16 protein-coding genes and 1 tRNA gene are annotated in these 16,232 nt (G+C 56.4%); 6 read left to right on the top strand and 11 right to left on the bottom strand.

Features of this window, described 5'->3' with window-relative positions; genetic code table 11:
* The first annotated feature begins 26 nt into the window (after window positions 1-26).
* On the top strand, window positions 27-749 hold the full coding sequence (locus RRF55_RS21125; protein WP_002883185.1) for a DUF554 domain-containing protein: 723 nt from the start codon (window positions 27-29) through the stop codon (window positions 747-749).
* A 4-nt stretch (window positions 750-753) separates the two neighbouring features.
* Here RRF55_RS21125 and rep read toward each other — a convergent pair whose 3' ends face one another.
* A complete protein-coding gene (gene rep, locus RRF55_RS21120) occupies window positions 754-2,775 on the bottom strand; it encodes a DNA helicase Rep (protein WP_004181641.1) in 2,022 nt (673 codons plus the stop codon).
* Window positions 2,776-2,887: 112 nt separating this feature from the next.
* Between rep and ppiC (RRF55_RS21115) the strand changes: the two genes are divergently transcribed.
* Window positions 2,888-3,169: a peptidylprolyl isomerase PpiC gene (gene ppiC, locus RRF55_RS21115; RefSeq protein WP_002883181.1), complete on the top strand. Its 282-nt coding sequence runs from the start codon at window positions 2,888-2,890 to the stop codon at window positions 3,167-3,169.
* 51 nt (window positions 3,170-3,220) lie between these two features.
* Window positions 3,221-3,502, top strand: coding sequence for a peptidylprolyl isomerase PpiC (gene ppiC / locus RRF55_RS21110; protein WP_002883180.1), 282 nt, complete (start codon window positions 3,221-3,223; stop codon window positions 3,500-3,502).
* A gap of 203 nt (window positions 3,503-3,705) precedes the next feature.
* Here ppiC (RRF55_RS21110) and ilvC read toward each other — a convergent pair whose 3' ends face one another.
* Complete coding sequence (ilvC, locus tag RRF55_RS21105; protein WP_002883178.1) at window positions 3,706-5,181, bottom strand: ketol-acid reductoisomerase; 1,476 nt, start codon at window positions 5,179-5,181, stop codon at window positions 3,706-3,708.
* A 152-nt stretch (window positions 5,182-5,333) separates the two neighbouring features.
* Between ilvC and ilvY the strand changes: the two genes are divergently transcribed.
* The gene (ilvY, locus tag RRF55_RS21100) at window positions 5,334-6,224 is read left to right on the top strand and encodes an HTH-type transcriptional activator IlvY (RefSeq protein ID WP_002883176.1); all 891 of its coding nucleotides are present in this window, start codon (window positions 5,334-5,336) and stop codon (window positions 6,222-6,224) included.
* Here ilvY and ilvA read toward each other — a convergent pair.
* The 7 genes from ilvA to ilvL form a co-directional block, all read right to left on the bottom strand.
* Window positions 6,221-7,765: a threonine ammonia-lyase, biosynthetic gene (gene ilvA / locus RRF55_RS21095; RefSeq protein ID WP_002883174.1), complete on the bottom strand. Its 1,545-nt coding sequence runs from the start codon at window positions 7,763-7,765 to the stop codon at window positions 6,221-6,223. The two genes, ilvY and ilvA, sit on opposite strands and share 4 nt — an antisense overlap.
* Window positions 7,766-7,767: 2 nt before the next feature.
* On the bottom strand, window positions 7,768-9,618 hold the full coding sequence (gene ilvD / locus RRF55_RS21090) for a dihydroxy-acid dehydratase (protein ID WP_002883173.1): 1,851 nt from the start codon (window positions 9,616-9,618) through the stop codon (window positions 7,768-7,770).
* A gap of 60 nt (window positions 9,619-9,678) precedes the next feature.
* Window positions 9,679-10,608, bottom strand: coding sequence for a branched-chain-amino-acid transaminase (ilvE, locus tag RRF55_RS21085; RefSeq protein WP_002883171.1), 930 nt, complete (start codon window positions 10,606-10,608; stop codon window positions 9,679-9,681).
* A 16-nt stretch (window positions 10,609-10,624) separates the two neighbouring features.
* Window positions 10,625-10,882, bottom strand: a complete 258-nt coding sequence (ilvM, locus tag RRF55_RS21080) for an acetolactate synthase 2 small subunit (protein WP_002883170.1) — start codon at window positions 10,880-10,882, stop codon at window positions 10,625-10,627.
* Complete coding sequence (gene ilvG, locus RRF55_RS21075) at window positions 10,879-12,525, bottom strand: acetolactate synthase 2 catalytic subunit (protein ID WP_004895123.1); 1,647 nt, start codon at window positions 12,523-12,525, stop codon at window positions 10,879-10,881. The genes ilvM and ilvG overlap by 4 nt, the downstream gene beginning before the upstream one ends.
* Window positions 12,526-12,527: 2 nt before the next feature.
* The gene (ilvX, locus tag RRF55_RS21070) at window positions 12,528-12,578 is read right to left on the bottom strand and encodes a peptide IlvX (protein WP_175426296.1); all 51 of its coding nucleotides are present in this window, start codon (window positions 12,576-12,578) and stop codon (window positions 12,528-12,530) included.
* An 87-nt stretch (window positions 12,579-12,665) separates the two neighbouring features.
* Window positions 12,666-12,764, bottom strand: coding sequence for an ilv operon leader peptide (ilvL, locus tag RRF55_RS21065; protein ID WP_001311244.1), 99 nt, complete (start codon window positions 12,762-12,764; stop codon window positions 12,666-12,668).
* Window positions 12,765-13,118: 354 nt separating this feature from the next.
* Here ilvL and RRF55_RS21060 point away from each other — a divergent pair, with 354 nt between their 5' ends.
* Window positions 13,119-14,639 carry a YifB family Mg chelatase-like AAA ATPase gene (locus RRF55_RS21060; protein ID WP_002883134.1) on the top strand — a complete coding sequence of 507 codons (1,521 nt, stop codon included), beginning with the start codon at window positions 13,119-13,121 and terminating at the stop codon, window positions 14,637-14,639.
* Window positions 14,640-14,663: 24 nt separating this feature from the next.
* Here the strand turns inward: RRF55_RS21060 and RRF55_RS21055 are convergent, their stop codons facing one another.
* Window positions 14,664-15,002 carry a DUF413 domain-containing protein gene (locus tag RRF55_RS21055; protein WP_004146520.1) on the bottom strand — a complete coding sequence of 113 codons (339 nt, stop codon included), beginning with the start codon at window positions 15,000-15,002 and terminating at the stop codon, window positions 14,664-14,666.
* Window positions 15,003-15,120: 118 nt separating this feature from the next.
* Here RRF55_RS21055 and hdfR point away from each other — a divergent pair, with 118 nt between their 5' ends.
* A complete protein-coding gene (hdfR, locus tag RRF55_RS21050) occupies window positions 15,121-15,942 on the top strand; it encodes an HTH-type transcriptional regulator HdfR (RefSeq protein WP_004181639.1) in 822 nt (273 codons plus the stop codon).
* Between the two features lie 108 nt (window positions 15,943-16,050).
* Here hdfR and RRF55_RS21045 read toward each other — a convergent pair.
* Window positions 16,051-16,126 (bottom strand) — tRNA-Trp (locus RRF55_RS21045).
* Between the last annotated feature and the right edge of the window lie 106 nt (window positions 16,127-16,232).

The following is a 16,232-nucleotide window of genomic DNA, read 5'->3' as shown; positions in this document are numbered from 1 at the left end:
CTGATTTTTATTAGGGAAAATAAATTATGGCTATAGGTATATTTGTCTGTAGCGGCTCGCTTCTCGTTGGTGCGCTGGCGGGCGCTTCACTGAATCGTTTTATTCCGGAACATTTCAAAAAAACCTTACCGTTGATCGCCGGACTGATCTCAATCAGTATGGGCATATTCTTTGTCAATAAATTGCATAACCTGCCGCCGATTGCCCTGGCTATTATTGTCGGCACGATTATCGGCGGCCTGTTGAATATTGAAAAATGGATTGAACGAGCCGGAACAACGCTGCGCAGCCCCATTGAACGTATCTTTCCGGCGCAGTCCAGCGCCAGCGTCGGTGCGGAAGATTTTATGAATCAGTTTATCGCCGTGCTGATCCTGTTCTGCGCCAGCGGTACCGGCATCTTCGGCGCCTTAACCGAAGGGATGACCGGCGACCCGACCATTCTGCTGACCAAGTCGATCCTCGACTTTTTTACTGCCGCGATTTTCGCCTCCACGCTGGGGTATATCATCACCGTGATCTTTATTCCCCAGCTGATTGTTTTCGTTATCCTGTTTTTCGCGGCAACCTTTATCATGGCGTTAATCAATCCGTCGATGATCGCCGACTTCACCGCCTGCGGCGGCATCATTATGCTGGCGACCGGTTTCCGTCTGTGCGGGATCCGTGCCTTCCCTACCGCCAATATGCTGCCCTCGCTAATACTGGTGATGCCCTTCTCCGCCGCCTGGCAGCAGTTTATCGCCTGAGACGCTAAGCTTTTTTCGCCTTTGCCAGCATCGCCCGAATATTAGCGACGTTGGCCTGGCCTTTTTGCATCCGCTCTTCAGGCGTAATGGTTTTGCGTGCCTGCTCCCAGATAAGGTCGTCCTGAGGGAGCTCCAGCAGAAAACGACTCGGTTCAGGACGCACCAGCTCGCCATATTGCCGGCGCTCCTTACAGAGCGTAAAGGTCAGCTCTTTCTGCGCACGGGTGATGCCAACGTAGGCTAACCGTCGCTCTTCATCGACGTTATCTTCATCAATGCTGCTTTGGTGCGGCAGCAATCCCTCTTCCATTCCCACCAGATAAACGTAGGGGAACTCCAGCCCCTTTGACGCATGGAGAGTCATCAGCTGCACCTGATCCAGCTCTTCATCCGATTCGCCGCGCTCCATCATGTCGCGCAGGGTAAAGCGGGTGACCACCTGGGTCAGGGTCATCGGCTCATCGATTTCGCTGCCTTCCAGCATCTCGGTCATCCAGGTAAACAGCTGGTTGACGTTTTTCATGCGCATTTCCGCGGCTTTCGGGCTGGGCGAGGTTTCATACAGCCAGGATTCGTAGTCGATCCCGCGAATCAAATCGCGCACGGCGTTGACCGGCTCGCGTTCGGCCAGCTGCTGGATCTCGCGTAGCCAGTGGGTGAAGCGGGTGAGGGATTCATAGCCGCGCCCGGTCAGCGTCTGGCTGAGACCCATATCAAAGCTGGCGGTGAACAATCCTTTGTTGCGGCCCATCGCCCACTCACCGAGCTTTTGCAGCGTCGCCGGGCCGATCTCGCGCTTCGGCGTGTTGACGATACGCAGGAAGGCGCTGTCGTCGTCCGGGTTGGTCAGCACGCGCAGATAGGCCAGCAGATCTTTAATTTCCGGACGCGAAAAGAACGACGTGCCGCCGGAGATTTTGTACGGGATGCGGTTCTGCATCAGCATCTTTTCAAAGACCCGCGACTGGTGATTGCCGCGATAAAGGATCGCGTAGTCTTTGTAATTGGTTTTATTAATGAAGTGGTGGGCGATCAGCTCCCCGGCCACGCGCTCCGCTTCATGATCTTCATTGTTGGCGGAGAGCACTTTCAGCTCTGCGCCATATCCCAGTTCGGAGAACAGCCGCTTTTCAAAGACGTGAGGGTTATTGGCGATCAAAATGTTGGCGGCTTTCAGAATACGCCCGGATGAGCGGTAGTTCTGCTCAAGCTTGATCACCTGCAGCGCCGGGAAGTCCTGGCTGAGCAGCACCAGGTTCTGCGGCCGCGCGCCGCGCCAGGAGTAGATCGACTGGTCGTCATCGCCCACCACGGTAAAGCGCGCCCGCTGACCCACCAGCAGTTTCACCAGCTCATACTGGCTGGTATTGGTATCCTGATACTCATCCACCAGCAGGTAGCGGATCTTATTTTGCCAGCGCTCGCGCACCTCCTCGTTGCGCTGCAGCAGCAGCGTTGGCAGCAGGATCAGATCGTCAAAATCGAGGACATTGCAGGCCTTCATGTGCGCGTCGTATAGCCCATAGCAGTGGGCGAAAATACGATCCCGTTCGCCTTTCGCGCCAGCGGCGGCCTGCGCCGGGGTTTTTAGATCGTTTTTCCAGTTGGAGATCGTCGAGATCAGCTGCTGAAGCACCACTTTGTCATCTTCGATCAACCCTTCGGTCAGTTCCTTAAGCAGCGCCACCTGGTCGGTATCGTCGAATAAGGAAAAGTTAGACTTCATACCCAGCGCAGCGTATTCGCGCTTAATGATATCCAGCCCCAAAGTGTGGAAGGTGGAAATCATCAGCCCACGCGCCTCTTTGCGCCCCAGCGTTTGCCCAACGCGCTCTTTCATCTCGCGCGCGGCTTTGTTGGTAAAGGTCACGGCCGCGATATGGCGCGCCTGATAGCCGCAGCCGCGGATCAGGTGGGCGATTTTATTCGTAATAACGCGGGTCTTACCGGAACCGGCGCCCGCCAGCACCAGGCACGGTCCGGTGACGAATTCGACGGCTTGTTGTTGGCCAGGGTTTAAACGCATGGGAGTCTTGCTCAATCTTCGAACGGGGTGGGGATTGTAGCAGAAAGCGGAGCCGAGATTTACTGACTGATGGTAAAGTGTCAGCCACGCAAACCATCCTGAGAATGATGTCATGGCAAAAAGCGCAGCGGCCCTGCATATCCTGGTCAAAGAAGAGAAACTGGCGCTGGAGATCCTCGCCAAACTGGAGCGGGGCGTCAGCTTCGATCATCTGGCGAAACGCTATTCTAAATGTCCGTCTGGCCGCAACGGCGGCGACTTAGGCGAGTTTCAGCAAGGCGCGATGGTCGGTCCGTTTGATCAAGCCGTCTTCAGCTGTCCGCTGCTCAAACCCTATGGCCCGGTGAAAACCAAATTCGGCTACCACATCATCAAGGTGCTGTATCGCCGCTAGCGCGTGATACTATGGCGCCCTGATTTATCCCAACTCACTCAAGGCGCAATCATGGCTAAAACCGCGGCAGCACTGCATATCCTGGTAAAAGAAGAGAAACTGGCGCTCGATCTGCTCGAGCAGCTCAAAAACGGCGCCGATTTCGGCAAGCTGGCAAAGAAACACTCCATTTGTCCGTCAGGCAAACGCGGCGGCGATCTGGGTGAGTTCCGCCAGGGCCAGATGGTACCGGCCTTCGATAAAGTGGTCTTCTCCTGCCCTGAACTGGAGCCAACCGGCCCGCTGCATACCCAGTTCGGCTACCACATCATCAAAGTGCTGTACCGGAAATAATAAAAAAACCCGGGGATCTTAATCTCCGGGTTTTTGCCTGATGGCGCTTCGCTTATCAGGCCTACTAAACAAATCCATGCCTCTATGGATTTCGGCTTGCCGGAAGGCGGCAAGGAAGTACATCCCCAGGAACAAAGATTACTATGTGACTGGGGTGTACGTACCGTAGCCAACGCATCGGCAAGTCGAAAGACGACGAGGAATTAGCCGGCTACCGCGATACGCTTCATATCGGTCATATAACCGCGCAGTTTCTTACCAACCTGCTCGATAGCGTGGCTGCGAATCGCTTCGTTCACATCGCGCAGCTGCGCGTTATCTACCGCGCCTTCGGCAATCGCTGTGCCCAGGTCGCCGGTCTGCAGGGTGGTCATGAACTCTTTCAGCAGCGGTACGCAAGCGTAAGAGAACAGGTAGTTACCATATTCAGCGGTATCGGAAATAACCACGTTCATCTCATACAGACGCTTACGGGCGATGGTGTTGGCGATAAGCGGCAGCTCATGCAGTGATTCGTAGTAAGCAGACTCTTCGATGATGCCGGAGGCCACCATGGTTTCGAAGGCCAGCTCAACGCCCGCTTTCACCATCGCGATCATCAGAACGCCTTTATCGAAGTACTCCTGCTCGCCGATTTTGCCTTCATATTGCGGCGCGGTTTCGAAGGCGGTTTTGCCGGTCTCTTCACGCCAGGTCAGCAGTTTCTTATCATCATTCGCCCAGTCCGCCATCATGCCGGAGGAGAATTCGCCGGAGATGATGTCGTCCATGTGTTTCTGGAACAGCGGCGCCATGATCTCTTTCAGCTGCTCGGACAGCGCATAAGCGCGCAGTTTCGCCGGGTTGGAGAGGCGATCCATCATCAGGGTGATGCCGCCCTGCTTCAGCGCTTCGGTGATGGTTTCCCAGCCGAACTGAATCAGTTTTTCTGCATACGCCGGATCGGTACCTTCCGCCACCAGCTTGTCGAAGCACAGCAGAGAACCCGCCTGCAGCATGCCGCAAAGGATGGTTTGCTCGCCCATCAGGTCAGATTTCACTTCCGCCACGAAGGAAGACTCCAGCACGCCCGCGCGGTGGCCGCCTGTCGCCGCAGCCCATGCTTTGGCAATCGCCATGCCTTCGCCTTTCGGGTCGTTTTCCGGGTGTACCGCGATAAGCGTCGGTACGCCGAAACCGCGTTTGTACTCTTCACGCACTTCGGTGCCCGGGCACTTCGGCGCCACCATCACCACGGTGATGTCTTTACGGATCTGCTCGCCCACTTCCACGATGTTGAAGCCGTGGGAGTAACCCAGCGCTGCGCCGTCTTTCATCAGCGGCTGTACGGAGCGCACAACGTCTGAGTGCTGTTTGTCCGGCGTCAGGTTAACCACCAGGTCGGCCTGCGGGATCAGCTCTTCATAAGTGCCGACTTTGAAGCCGTTTTCAGTCGCTTTACGCCAGGAGGCGCGCTTCTCAGCGATCGCTTCTTTACGCAGCGCATAGGAGATATCCAGGCCGGAGTCACGCATGTTCAGACCCTGGTTCAGGCCCTGTGCGCCGCAGCCGACGATGACCACTTTTTTACCCTGAAGGTAGCTTGCGCCATCGGCGAATTCGTCGCGCGCCATAAAGCGGCATTTGCCCAGCTGTGCCAGCTGCTGGCGCAGGTTCAGTGTATTAAAGTAGTTAGCCATGTCTGTAACTCCGTGATGTTGTGTCGTGCTTATTGTTCGGTTCGCTTTTGCGAGAATGAACTTACTATATGACAGGAATTTTATTGCGGAAATTGATATATTCACAACGTCACGTTGCATTTTATGAAATACAAAACAGGGGAGTACGCGCCGTGGATTTACGCGATCTGAAAACCTTTCTGCATCTGGCGGAAAGCCGCCATTTTGGCCGCAGCGCGCGGGCCATGCACGTCAGCCCGTCGACGCTTTCGCGCCAGATCCAACGTCTGGAAGAGGACCTCGGCCAGCCGCTGTTCGTGCGAGATAATCGCACGGTGACCCTTACCGAAGCCGGGGAAGAGTTACGTACCTTTGCCCAACAGACTTTATTGCAGTATCAGCAGCTTCGTCACGTCATCGATCAGCAGGGCCCTTCGCTCTCCGGCGAGCTGCACATCTTCTGCTCTGTCACCGCCGCCTATAGCCATCTGCCGCCGATCCTCGACCGCTTTCGCGCCGCGCACCCCTCGGTGGAGATCAAGCTCTCGACCGGCGACGCCGCCGACGCTATGGAGAAGGTCGTCACCGGCGAAGCCGACCTGGCGATTGCCGGTAAGCCGGAGACTCTGCCAGGGTCGGTGGCGTTTTCGATGCTGGAGAACCTCGCCGTGGTGTTAATTGCCCCGGCCCTTCCCTGCCCGGTGCGCAACCAGGTGACCGTCGAGCGCCCCGACTGGTCGACAGTGCCCTTTATCATGGCCGACCAGGGGCCGGTACGTCGGCGCATCGAGCTGTGGTTTCGGCGGCATAAAATCAGCAATCCGTCGATCTACGCCACCGTCGGCGGGCACGAAGCGATGGTGTCGATGGTCGCCCTGGGATGCGGCGTGGCGCTGCTGCCGGAAGTGGTGCTGGAGAACAGTCCGGAGCCGGTACGCAACAGGGTGATGATCCTGGAGCGCAGCGATGAGCAAACGCCGTTTGAGCTGGGCGTTTGCGCACAAAAAAAGCGGCTGCATGAGCCGCTTATTGATGCTTTCTGGAAAATTCTTCCCAACCACTAACCCGCGAGGAAAAAGCGGAATGCCGGGTTATGCGTTTCGTCGTGGCACTCATAGCCCAGCTCATTGAGACGAGTTTCAAAGTCCGGCTCGTGCTCGCCCAACTCGAAGGCCGCCAGTACCCGACCATAGTCAGTGCCGTGGCTGCGGTAGTGGAACAGTGAAATATTCCAGTGGGTGCCAAGGGTATGCAGGAATTTCAGCAGCGCCCCCGGCGATTCCGGAAACTCGAAGCTGAACAGCCGCTCCTGCAGCGCTTTTGACGGCCGGCCGCCGACCATATAGCGCACATGCAGCTTAGCCATCTCATCATCAGAGAGATCCACCACGCTGTAGCCGCCGTCGTTCAGTAACTGGAGGATCTCTTTCCGCTCTTCCAGGCCACGACTCAGCCGTACCCCGACAAAAATACAGGCGTCTTTGGCATCGGCAAAGCGGTAGTTGAACTCCGTCACCGAGCGGCCCCCCAGTAGCTGGCAAAACTTCAAAAAGCTACCTTTCTCTTCCGGGATCGTCACCGCCAGCAGCGCTTCCCGCTGTTCCCCGAGCTCGCAGCGCTCGGACACGTAGCGCAGGCCATGGAAGTTGACGTTGGCCCCGGACAGAATATGAGCCAGACGCTCGCCGCGGATGTTATGCTGGGCGATATACTTTTTCATCCCCGCCAGCGCCAGCGCGCCGGAAGGCTCCGCCACCGCCCGCACATCTTCGAACAGATCCTTCATCGCCGCGCAGATAGCATCGCTATCGACGGTGATGATATCGTCCAGATACTCCTGGCATAAACGGAACGTTTCATCGCCGATGCGTTTGACCGCCACGCCTTCGGCAAACAAGCCGACGCGCGGCAGATCCACCGGATGGCCTGCGTCCAGCGCCGCCTTCAGGCAAGCAGAATCTTCCGCCTCCACCGCGATCACTTTGATCTGCGGCATCAGCTGCTTGATCAGCACCGCCACGCCCGCTGCCAGACCGCCGCCGCCCACCGGGACGAATACGCGGTCAATATGGGCATCCTGCTGCAGCAGCTCCAGCGCCAGGGTTCCCTGTCCGGCGATGACCATTGGGTGATCGAACGGCGGCACCCAGGTAAAACCCTGCTGTTGCGCCAGCTCAATCGCTCTCGCCTTCGCTTCGTCAAAGTTGGCGCCGTGCAGCAGCACTTCGCCGCCAAAGCCGCGAACGGCATCGACTTTGATATCGGCGGTCGCTACCGGCATCACGATCAGCGCCTTAACGCCCAGCCGCGATGCGGAAAACGCCACGCCCTGGGCATGGTTGCCCGCCGAAGCGGTGATCACCCCGTGGGATTTCTGTTCGGCAGTCAGGCTGGACATCATCGCGTAAGCGCCACGCAGCTTAAAGCTGTGTACCGGCTGGCGATCTTCACGCTTCACCAGAATAACGTTATCCAGCCGCGACGAGAGCTTATCCATTTTTTGCAGCGGCGTTTTCTGCACCGCTTCATAAACCGGCGCGCGCAGCACTGCTCTCAGGTACTCGGCGCCCTCAGGGGCGCCGGACAAGGGTTGTGAATCCGCCATGATTAGCCACCCAGCTTGGATTTATCGCGTACCGCGCCTTTGTCGGCGCTGGTCGCCAGGCTGGCGTAGGCGCGAAGAGCAAAGGAGACCTGACGCTGGCGATTCTTCGGCGTCCACGCCTGGTCGCCACGCGCTTCCTGGGCTTCACGACGCGCCGCAATTTCCGCATCGCTCAGCTGCAGCTGGATGCTGCGGTTCGGAATATCAATCGCGATCATGTCGCCATCTTCAATGAGCGCAATGTTGCCGCCGCTCGCCGCTTCCGGAGAGACGTGGCCGATAGAGAGCCCTGAGGTGCCGCCGGAGAAACGGCCATCGGTGATCAGCGCGCACGCTTTGCCCAGCCCCATCGACTTCAGGAAGCTGGTGGGGTAAAGCATTTCCTGCATCCCCGGCCCGCCTTTCGGCCCTTCGTAGCGGATCACCACGACGTCGCCTTCCACGACTTTACCGCCGAGGATGGCCTCAACCGCATCGTCCTGGCTCTCATATACTTTCGCCGGACCGGTAAATTTCAGGATGCTGTCGTCCACGCCGGCGGTTTTCACGATACAACCGTTTTCTGCGAAATTGCCGTACAGCACCGCCAGGCCGCCGTCCTTGCTGTAAGCGTGTTCCAGAGAACGAATACAGCCTTCGGCGCGATCGTCATCCAGGGTATCCCAGCGGCAGTCTTGCGAGAACGCCTGGGTGGTACGGATGCCCGCCGGGCCGGCGCGGAACATTTTTTTCACCGCGTCGTCCTGGGTCACCATCACATCGTACTGTTCCAGGGTCTGCGGCAGCGTCAGGCCAAGGACGTTTTTGACCTCGCGATTCAGCAGCCCGGCGCGGTCCAGCTCGCCCAGAATGCCCAGCACGCCGCCGGCGCGATGCACATCTTCCATATGGTATTTCTGCGTGCTCGGCGCCACCTTACACAGCTGCGGCACTTTGCGGGAGAGCTTATCGATATCGCTCATGGTGAAGTCGATTTCAGCTTCCTGCGCCGCCGCCAGCAGGTGCAGAACGGTATTGGTGGAGCCGCCCATGGCGATATCCAGCGTCATAGCGTTCTCAAAGGCCGCCTTGCTGGCGATATTGCGCGGCAGCGCGGAAGCGTCATCCTGCTCGTAATAGCGTTTGGTCAGCTCCACGATACGTTTCCCGGCGTTTAGGAACAGCTCCTTACGATCGGCGTGGGTCGCCAGCAGAGAGCCGTTGCCCGGCTGCGACAGGCCCAGCGCTTCGGTCAGGCAGTTCATGGAGTTCGCCGTGAACATCCCGGAACAGGAGCCGCAGGTCGGGCAGGCGGAGCGTTCCACCTGATTACTCTGCTCGTCGGACACTTTCGGATCCGCCCCCTGAATCATCGCATCCACCAGGTCAAGCTTGATGATTTTATCTGACAGCTTGGTCTTCCCGGCTTCCATCGGGCCGCCGGAAACAAAGATCACCGGAATATTCAAACGCAGGGAGGCCATCAGCATCCCCGGGGTGATTTTGTCGCAGTTGGAGATACAAACCATGGCATCAGCGCAGTGGGCGTTAACCATATACTCCACCGAGTCGGCGATCAGCTCGCGGGATGGCAGTGAATAGAGCATACCCCCGTGGCCCATAGCGATCCCATCATCCACTGCGATGGTGTTGAATTCTTTGGCCACGCCACCGGCGGCTTCAATCTGCTCGGCAACCAGTTTGCCGAGATCGCGCAGGTGCACGTGCCCGGGGACAAACTGGGTAAAGGAGTTAACGACGGCGATAATCGGTTTGCCGAAATCGGCATCGGTCATTCCGGTTGCGCGCCACAACGCGCGGGCGCCCGCCATATTGCGGCCATGTGTGGTGGTGGCGGAACGGTACTTAGGCATGCTCTTTTTACTCCCATCTGTGTTTATTAAATGGGACGGTGCGTGCCGTCCCATTTTTAATTACTTACTTACCGGATCCAACCAGCCCCATTTATCTTCTGTTTCACCGGTGAAGAGGCCAAAGAAGGCTTCCTGAATGCGTTTGGTTACCGGACCGCGACGGCCTGCGCCGACCTGGATGCCGTCCACGCTGCGTACCGGGGTGATTTCCGCCGCAGTGCCGGACATGAAGACTTCATCCGCCAGATACAGGGATTCACGGGACAACACCTGCTCGCGGACTTCGATACCAAGATCTTTCGCCAGCTTGATAATGGCGTCGCGGGTAATGCCCGGCAGCGCGGAAGAGGTAAACGGCGGGGTGAACAGTACACCATCCTTCACTTCAAACAGGTTTTCCCCTGCGCCTTCGGAGATATAGCCGTTAACATCGAGGGCGATACCTTCCTGATAGCCATGGCGACGCGCTTCACTGCCAACCAGCAGCGAGGAAAGATAATTACCACCGGCTTTCGCTGCCGTCGGGATAGTGTTCGGCGCCGCGCGGTTCCAGGAAGAGACCATTGCATCGATCCCCTGCTCAAGCGCTTCTGCGCCGAGGTAGGCTCCCCATGGGAACGCCGCGATGATCACGTCAGTGTTGTAACCCGGAGGCGGGTTTACCCCCATGCCGACATCGCCAACAAACACCAGCGGACGGATATAAGCGCTGGTCAGATTATTGGTTCGAATGACTTCGCGGCAGGCTTCCATCAGTTCGTCGACGCTCTGGGAGACCGGGAAACGATAAATTTTGGCTGAATCATGCAGACGCTGCATATGTTCGCGATGACGGAACACCACCGGGCCTTTGTGCGAGTCGTAGCAACGGATCCCCTCGAATACCGAGGTACCGTAGTGCAGCGCATGGGACATCACATGAACTTTCGCTTCGCCCCACGGAACCATCTCGCCATTGAACCAAATGTAATCAGCTTTTTTCGTCGTCATTTTTCTTCCTTTGCGCTCAGGCGCGGATTTGTTGTGATGTGGGTTGCTGGATCTCGACGCAGGCAACGTCGACCAGTTTGCTTAATTGACTAAACAGTAATTCGACGGGCCGCGGGCTGGCAACGGTCAATTCGATATTTATGTTCTGTGCGTCCGGCGCGGTTTCCATGTTCATTGCGCAGATGTGGAAACCCCGGTGGCGGACAACGCGCAGCACGCGCTCTAAGGTTTCCGGGTTGAAACGTGCCTGTAAAGCGACCTGATGTTGCATCATGATAATTTCTCCAGCATTTCAGAGTTACTGGCGCCGGGCGGCACCAACGGCCAGACATTCTCAAGTTCGTCGATTGAGACATGAAGCAGGTATGGCCCCTGGCTCGAAAGCATGGTGTCGAGTGCCGCTTCAACCTGGTCTTTACGGGTGATGTGTTGGCCAGGAATACCGAAGGCGCTGGCCAGCGTGAGGAAATCAGGGTTATCAGTCAGAGTGGTTTCGCTATAACGTTCCTGGAAAAACAGCTGCTGCCATTGTCGAACCATCCCTAACCGCTGGTTGTCGAGTAACACGATCTTCAGCGGTAACTGCTTGCGTTTAACGGTGCCCAGCTCCTGTACATTCATCATGAAGGAGCCGTCACCGGAGATACAGATCACCGTATCGTTAGGGCGCGCCACCTGGGCGCCAACGGCGGCCGGCAGGCCAAAGCCCATGGTGCCTAAGCCGCTGGAGGTGATAAAGTTTTCCGGGCGGGTATAGGTCATATGCTGAGCCGACCACATCTGGTGCTGGCCAACGTCGGTGGTCACCACGCTGTCCGCCGGCTTGCGGTCGGAAAGCTGCTTCAGCAGCAGCGGCGCGTAGATTGCCTCACCGGGATGATCATAACGCCAGGCATGCTCGGCACGCAGTGCGGCACTCCGCTCGCGCCAGCCATCGATAGCTAACGGCTGCTGCAGCGCCGGCAGCAGGCAGTTCAGATCGCCTGTCAGACCGATATGCGCCTGACGCAGCTTGTTCAGCTCCGCCGGATCGATGTCCATGTGGATCACTTTGGCATGCGGTGCGAAGGTATTGAGCTTACCGGTCACGCGATCGTCAAAGCGCGCGCCGACGGCGATCAGCAGATCGCACTCCTGTACCGCCAGGTTGGCCGCCTTAGTGCCGTGCATTCCCAGCATGCCGAGATAATAGGGATAATCAGCATCCACCACGCCCAGCCCTTTCAGGGTGCAGGTTGCCGGCATCCTGGTCACCGCCAGGAATTCGCGCAAAGCCGGTACCGCCTGCGCCATGCCGACCCCGCCGCCAACATACAGCATCGGTTGCTGCGATTGGGCCAGCATCTGCAGAGCCTGCGCCACTTCCTCCTGCGGAAATGCCATCTCATCGGCGACGGTAGAGAAATGGGGATCTAGGTCGCCCTGCGCCATCTGAATATCCTTAGGGATATCAACCAGCACCGGACCTGGACGGCCTGAGTTTGCCACCTGGAAAGCCTCAGCAATAACCCGCGGCAGTTCGTCCAGAGACTGCACAAGGAAACTGTGCTTAGTACAGGCCAGTGACAAACCGAGAACGTCTACTTCCTGGAACGCATCCGTGCCGATGAAGGGTGCGGCCACCTGGCCGGTGATAGCTACGATGGGAATAGAGTCAAGCAGGGCGTCCGCCAGGCCGGTGATCAGATTGGTCGCGCCCGGGCCGGACGTCGCGATACACACCCCGGTTTTACCGGTTGCTCGCGCATAACCAATGGCCGCCATGGCTGCCCCTTGCTCATGCCGGCACAGCAGGTGCTCCACGCCGCCGTCATACAGTGCATCGTAAACCGGCATAATTGCGCCACCCGGATAGCCAAAAACTGTGTCGACTCCCTGTGTCCGCAAAGCATGTACCACCCACTGCGCGCCATTCATAGTTAGTTCCCCGTCATAAATCGGGAGAAACAGAATTTTATGCTAAAAGTCATCATCTGCTCCTCGCTTAGGTTATTTCAGTTATAAAAAAACCCCCGGACCTTTCGGTGCGGGGGTCTTAGTTCGTTAAGGCTTGATTTCTAAGCCTTTCCTCGTCCAAGTGCAGCCCCGCACGGTGGGATAATAATCACCACCACGCTAATCACGACCAGGCTAATCACTCGTAGAAGGGCTGTCATTTTCTATACTTTCTGGCTTCTTGTTCGAAGGAATACCTAAAGAGTTACCACAGACATCACATAAAGCACAAGATTTTTTTATATCTTCGTTGCTGATCAGCCTAACGGTTTCAATAAAAATAATTGTTTTATATGAAAAAAATCAAAAATGAAAAAAATTCAGTTTTCTCACGCCTGCCGCGCTCTTCGGCGCCCTCTTTACCAACATAGCTCTGTTTTGCGATCAAACGTCCATTTTCGGCTAAATGTAACGATATGCCGCGAAAAGTATGGATACGCAGTTCTAAATTCGCACTTTTTCCATTCTCGCTTTACGTCATGCCAACCATAATTCTTCTCTGTCCAGGAGGTTTTATGTCGCTCGCTATCGTCTATACTCGCGCGGCGCTCGGTATCGAAGCGCCATTGATTACCGTTGAGGTTCATCTCAGCAACGGTCTTCCTGGTCTAACTATGGTCGGGCTGCCGGAAACCACCGTGAAAGAGGCCCGCGACCGGGTCCGCAGCGCCCTGATCAACAGCGGCTACGCTTTTCCTGCGAAGAAGATAACCATTAACCTGGCGCCAGCGGATCTGCCCAAAGAAGGCGGACGATACGATCTGCCCATCGCTCTCGCGCTTCTCGTTGCCTCAGAGCAGCTCAACACGACGCGACTGAATCAATATGAGTTTGTGGGCGAACTCGCCCTTACAGGTGGGTTACGAGGCGTTCCAGGGGCAATCCCCAGCGCAATGGAGGCCATCAAAGCCGGCCGGCGCATTGTCGTCTCCTCTGACAATGCGGCGGAGGTCGGCCTGATCGGCGGCAGCGATTGTCTGGTCGCCGACCATCTGCAGGAGGTTTGCGCATTTCTTGCGGGGCAGACATCGCTTTCGCCGCCTCTCGCCGAGGCGCCTGCTCGGGATGAACGCTACGAAGATCTGCTCGATGTTATCGGCCAGCAGCAGGGCAAACGAGCGCTGGAGATTGTGGCCGCCGGTGGTCACAATCTGCTCCTGATAGGCCCGCCCGGGACCGGGAAAACCATGCTAGCCAGCCGACTCCCCGGTCTCCTGCCGCCATTAAGCAATCAGGAAGCGCTGGAGAGCGCGGCCATACAGAGTCTGGTCAACCTCCACACCGCAAAGACGCGGTGGCGTCAGAGGCCGTTCCGCGCCCCCCACCATAGCGCCTCGCTGGCAGCGATGGTGGGCGGCGGCTCGATACCGGTCCCCGGTGAGATTTCCCTGGCCCATAATGGCGTGCTGTTTCTTGATGAACTGCCGGAGTTTGAGCGGCGGGTACTGGATGCGCTACGCGAACCCATTGAGTCAGGCAAGATCCACATATCACGCTCGCGCGCCAAAATTGACTATCCGGCGCGCTTTCAGCTTATTGCAGCGATGAATCCAAGCCCGACAGGACATTATCAGGGTAAACATAATCGTGCATCGCCGGAGCAGACATTGCGCTACCTTGGACGCCTGTCAGGCCCCTTCCTCGACCGCTTCGATCTTTCCTTAGAGATCCCATTGCCGCCGCCAGGAATACTGAGTCAGGGCTCGCAGGGCGAAGAATCGAGCGCAACGGTCCGGCAGCGGGTGCTGGCGGCGCGTGAACGACAAATGCTCAGGCAAAATAAACTCAATGCCCATCTTGAGAATCGTGAAATGAAGAACTGCTGTCGCTTAAGGCGGGAGGATGCTGTCTGGCTGGAACAGACGCTAACGCAGCTGGGGCTTTCTATTCGCGCCTGGCAGCGTCTGTTAAAGGTTGCGAGAACCATTGCCGATCTGGCAGAGGTTGAAGAGATTGAACGCTGTCATTTGCAGGAGGCGCTCAGCTATCGGGCAATTGATCGGATGCTCAACCATCTGCAGAAAATGATGGCGTAAAAAAAGGGCTTACGCCCTTTTTTCTTAGTCATCGCTTTCGGTGTAATCGTCAGCGCCTTCCATCTGCGGTTTGCCGCCGGACAGAGTATGGAAACGCTTCGGCCGCTTGATACGCGCCATATACTTAATCCATACGCGTTCTGCTTCCGTCACCGGCTCACGTTCACCACGGCACACCGAGACAAATTGTTTTTCATCTTCGGTAACAGGTTCGCGCTTACCCAGTTCCAGTTCGTTAAAGGCATAACCATGACGTTCCAGCAGTTGCGCCTCTTTGATGGTGAAATCACCGTGACGGGAGAACCCGCGTGGATAATTTTTATTGTCGAAAAAACGATTAGTCGTCGTAAAGCTTTCCGCCATCCTACACGCTCCTGATTCTTTGGCCGAGCTATTTATGGCGCGGAGTATTAGTTACGCTTGACAGAGCGTCAAACAAAACATTTAAATCATCACGACAAATAATTTTGTGGAGAACGGTGTGGATACGGAATTGCTCAAGACTTTCCTGGAAGTGAGTAGAACTCGTCACTTTGGGCGAGCAGCAGAGGCGCTTTACCTGACACAGTCAGCAGTCAGCTTTCGTATTCGTCAGCTGGAAAATCAACTTGGTGTGAATCTGTTCACCCGTCATCGTAATAACATCCGCCTGACGACCGCCGGCGAAAAGCTCCTCCCCTATGCCGAAACGCTCATGAATACCTGGCAGGCTGCGCGCAAGGAGGTGGCACACTCTTCGCGACATAATGAATTCTCCATTGGGGCCAGCGCCTCCCTGTGGGAATGTATGCTTAACAGCTGGCTCGGTACCCTCTACAGCGCACCTTACAATCTCCAGTTTGAAGCCCGTATCGCGCAGCGGCAGTCGTTGGTTAAACAGCTTCACGAACGCCAGTTGGATCTGCTGATCACCACCGAATCGCCGAAGATGGATGAATTAAGCAGCCAGCTGTTGGGTAATTTTACTCTTGCCCTGTATTGCGCATCGCCTGCAAAAAACAGAAATGAATTGAATTACTTGCGCCTTGAATGGGGGCCTGATTTTCAGCAAAACGAAGTGGGACTGATAGGAAGCGATGATGTTCCGCTGCTCACTACCTCTTCAGCTGAACTGATCTATCAGCAATTATCGCGCCTGAACGGCTGCTGTTGGCTACCTGTTCGCTGGGCGAAAGAGAAGCATGGGTTACATACGGTCATGGACAGCGCTACGTTATCCCGTCCACTTTATGCGATCTGGTTACAAAATAGCGATAAGCAGGCGCAGATCCATGAGATCCTGAAAAACCCTATTCTGGAATAAACGCTACTCTCCATGGACGGAGATCAGCAAGGTATTTTCGTAGGGGATATTGCCAATGGAGATTAGAGATAAAAAAAATCCTTTGCCTGAGCAAAGGATTCTTATAAATGGCAGGGGCGGAGAGACTCGAACTCCCAACACCCGGTTTTGGAGACCGGTGCTCTACCAATTGAACTACGCCCCTAAAATTTTCTTACCACTAAGCCTGCTATTTGAGCAGGCTTAATGTTAAATAAGTGGCGGAACGGACGGGACTCGAACCCGCGACCCCCTGCGTGACAGGCAGGTAT

The sequence above is a fragment of the Klebsiella sp. K47 genome (assembly GCF_051858335.1).
Lineage (GTDB): Bacteria > Pseudomonadota > Gammaproteobacteria > Enterobacterales > Enterobacteriaceae > Klebsiella > Klebsiella pneumoniae.
Note: the sequence above shows the minus strand (reverse complement) of the source record. Positions and strands in the feature narration are given on the sequence as shown.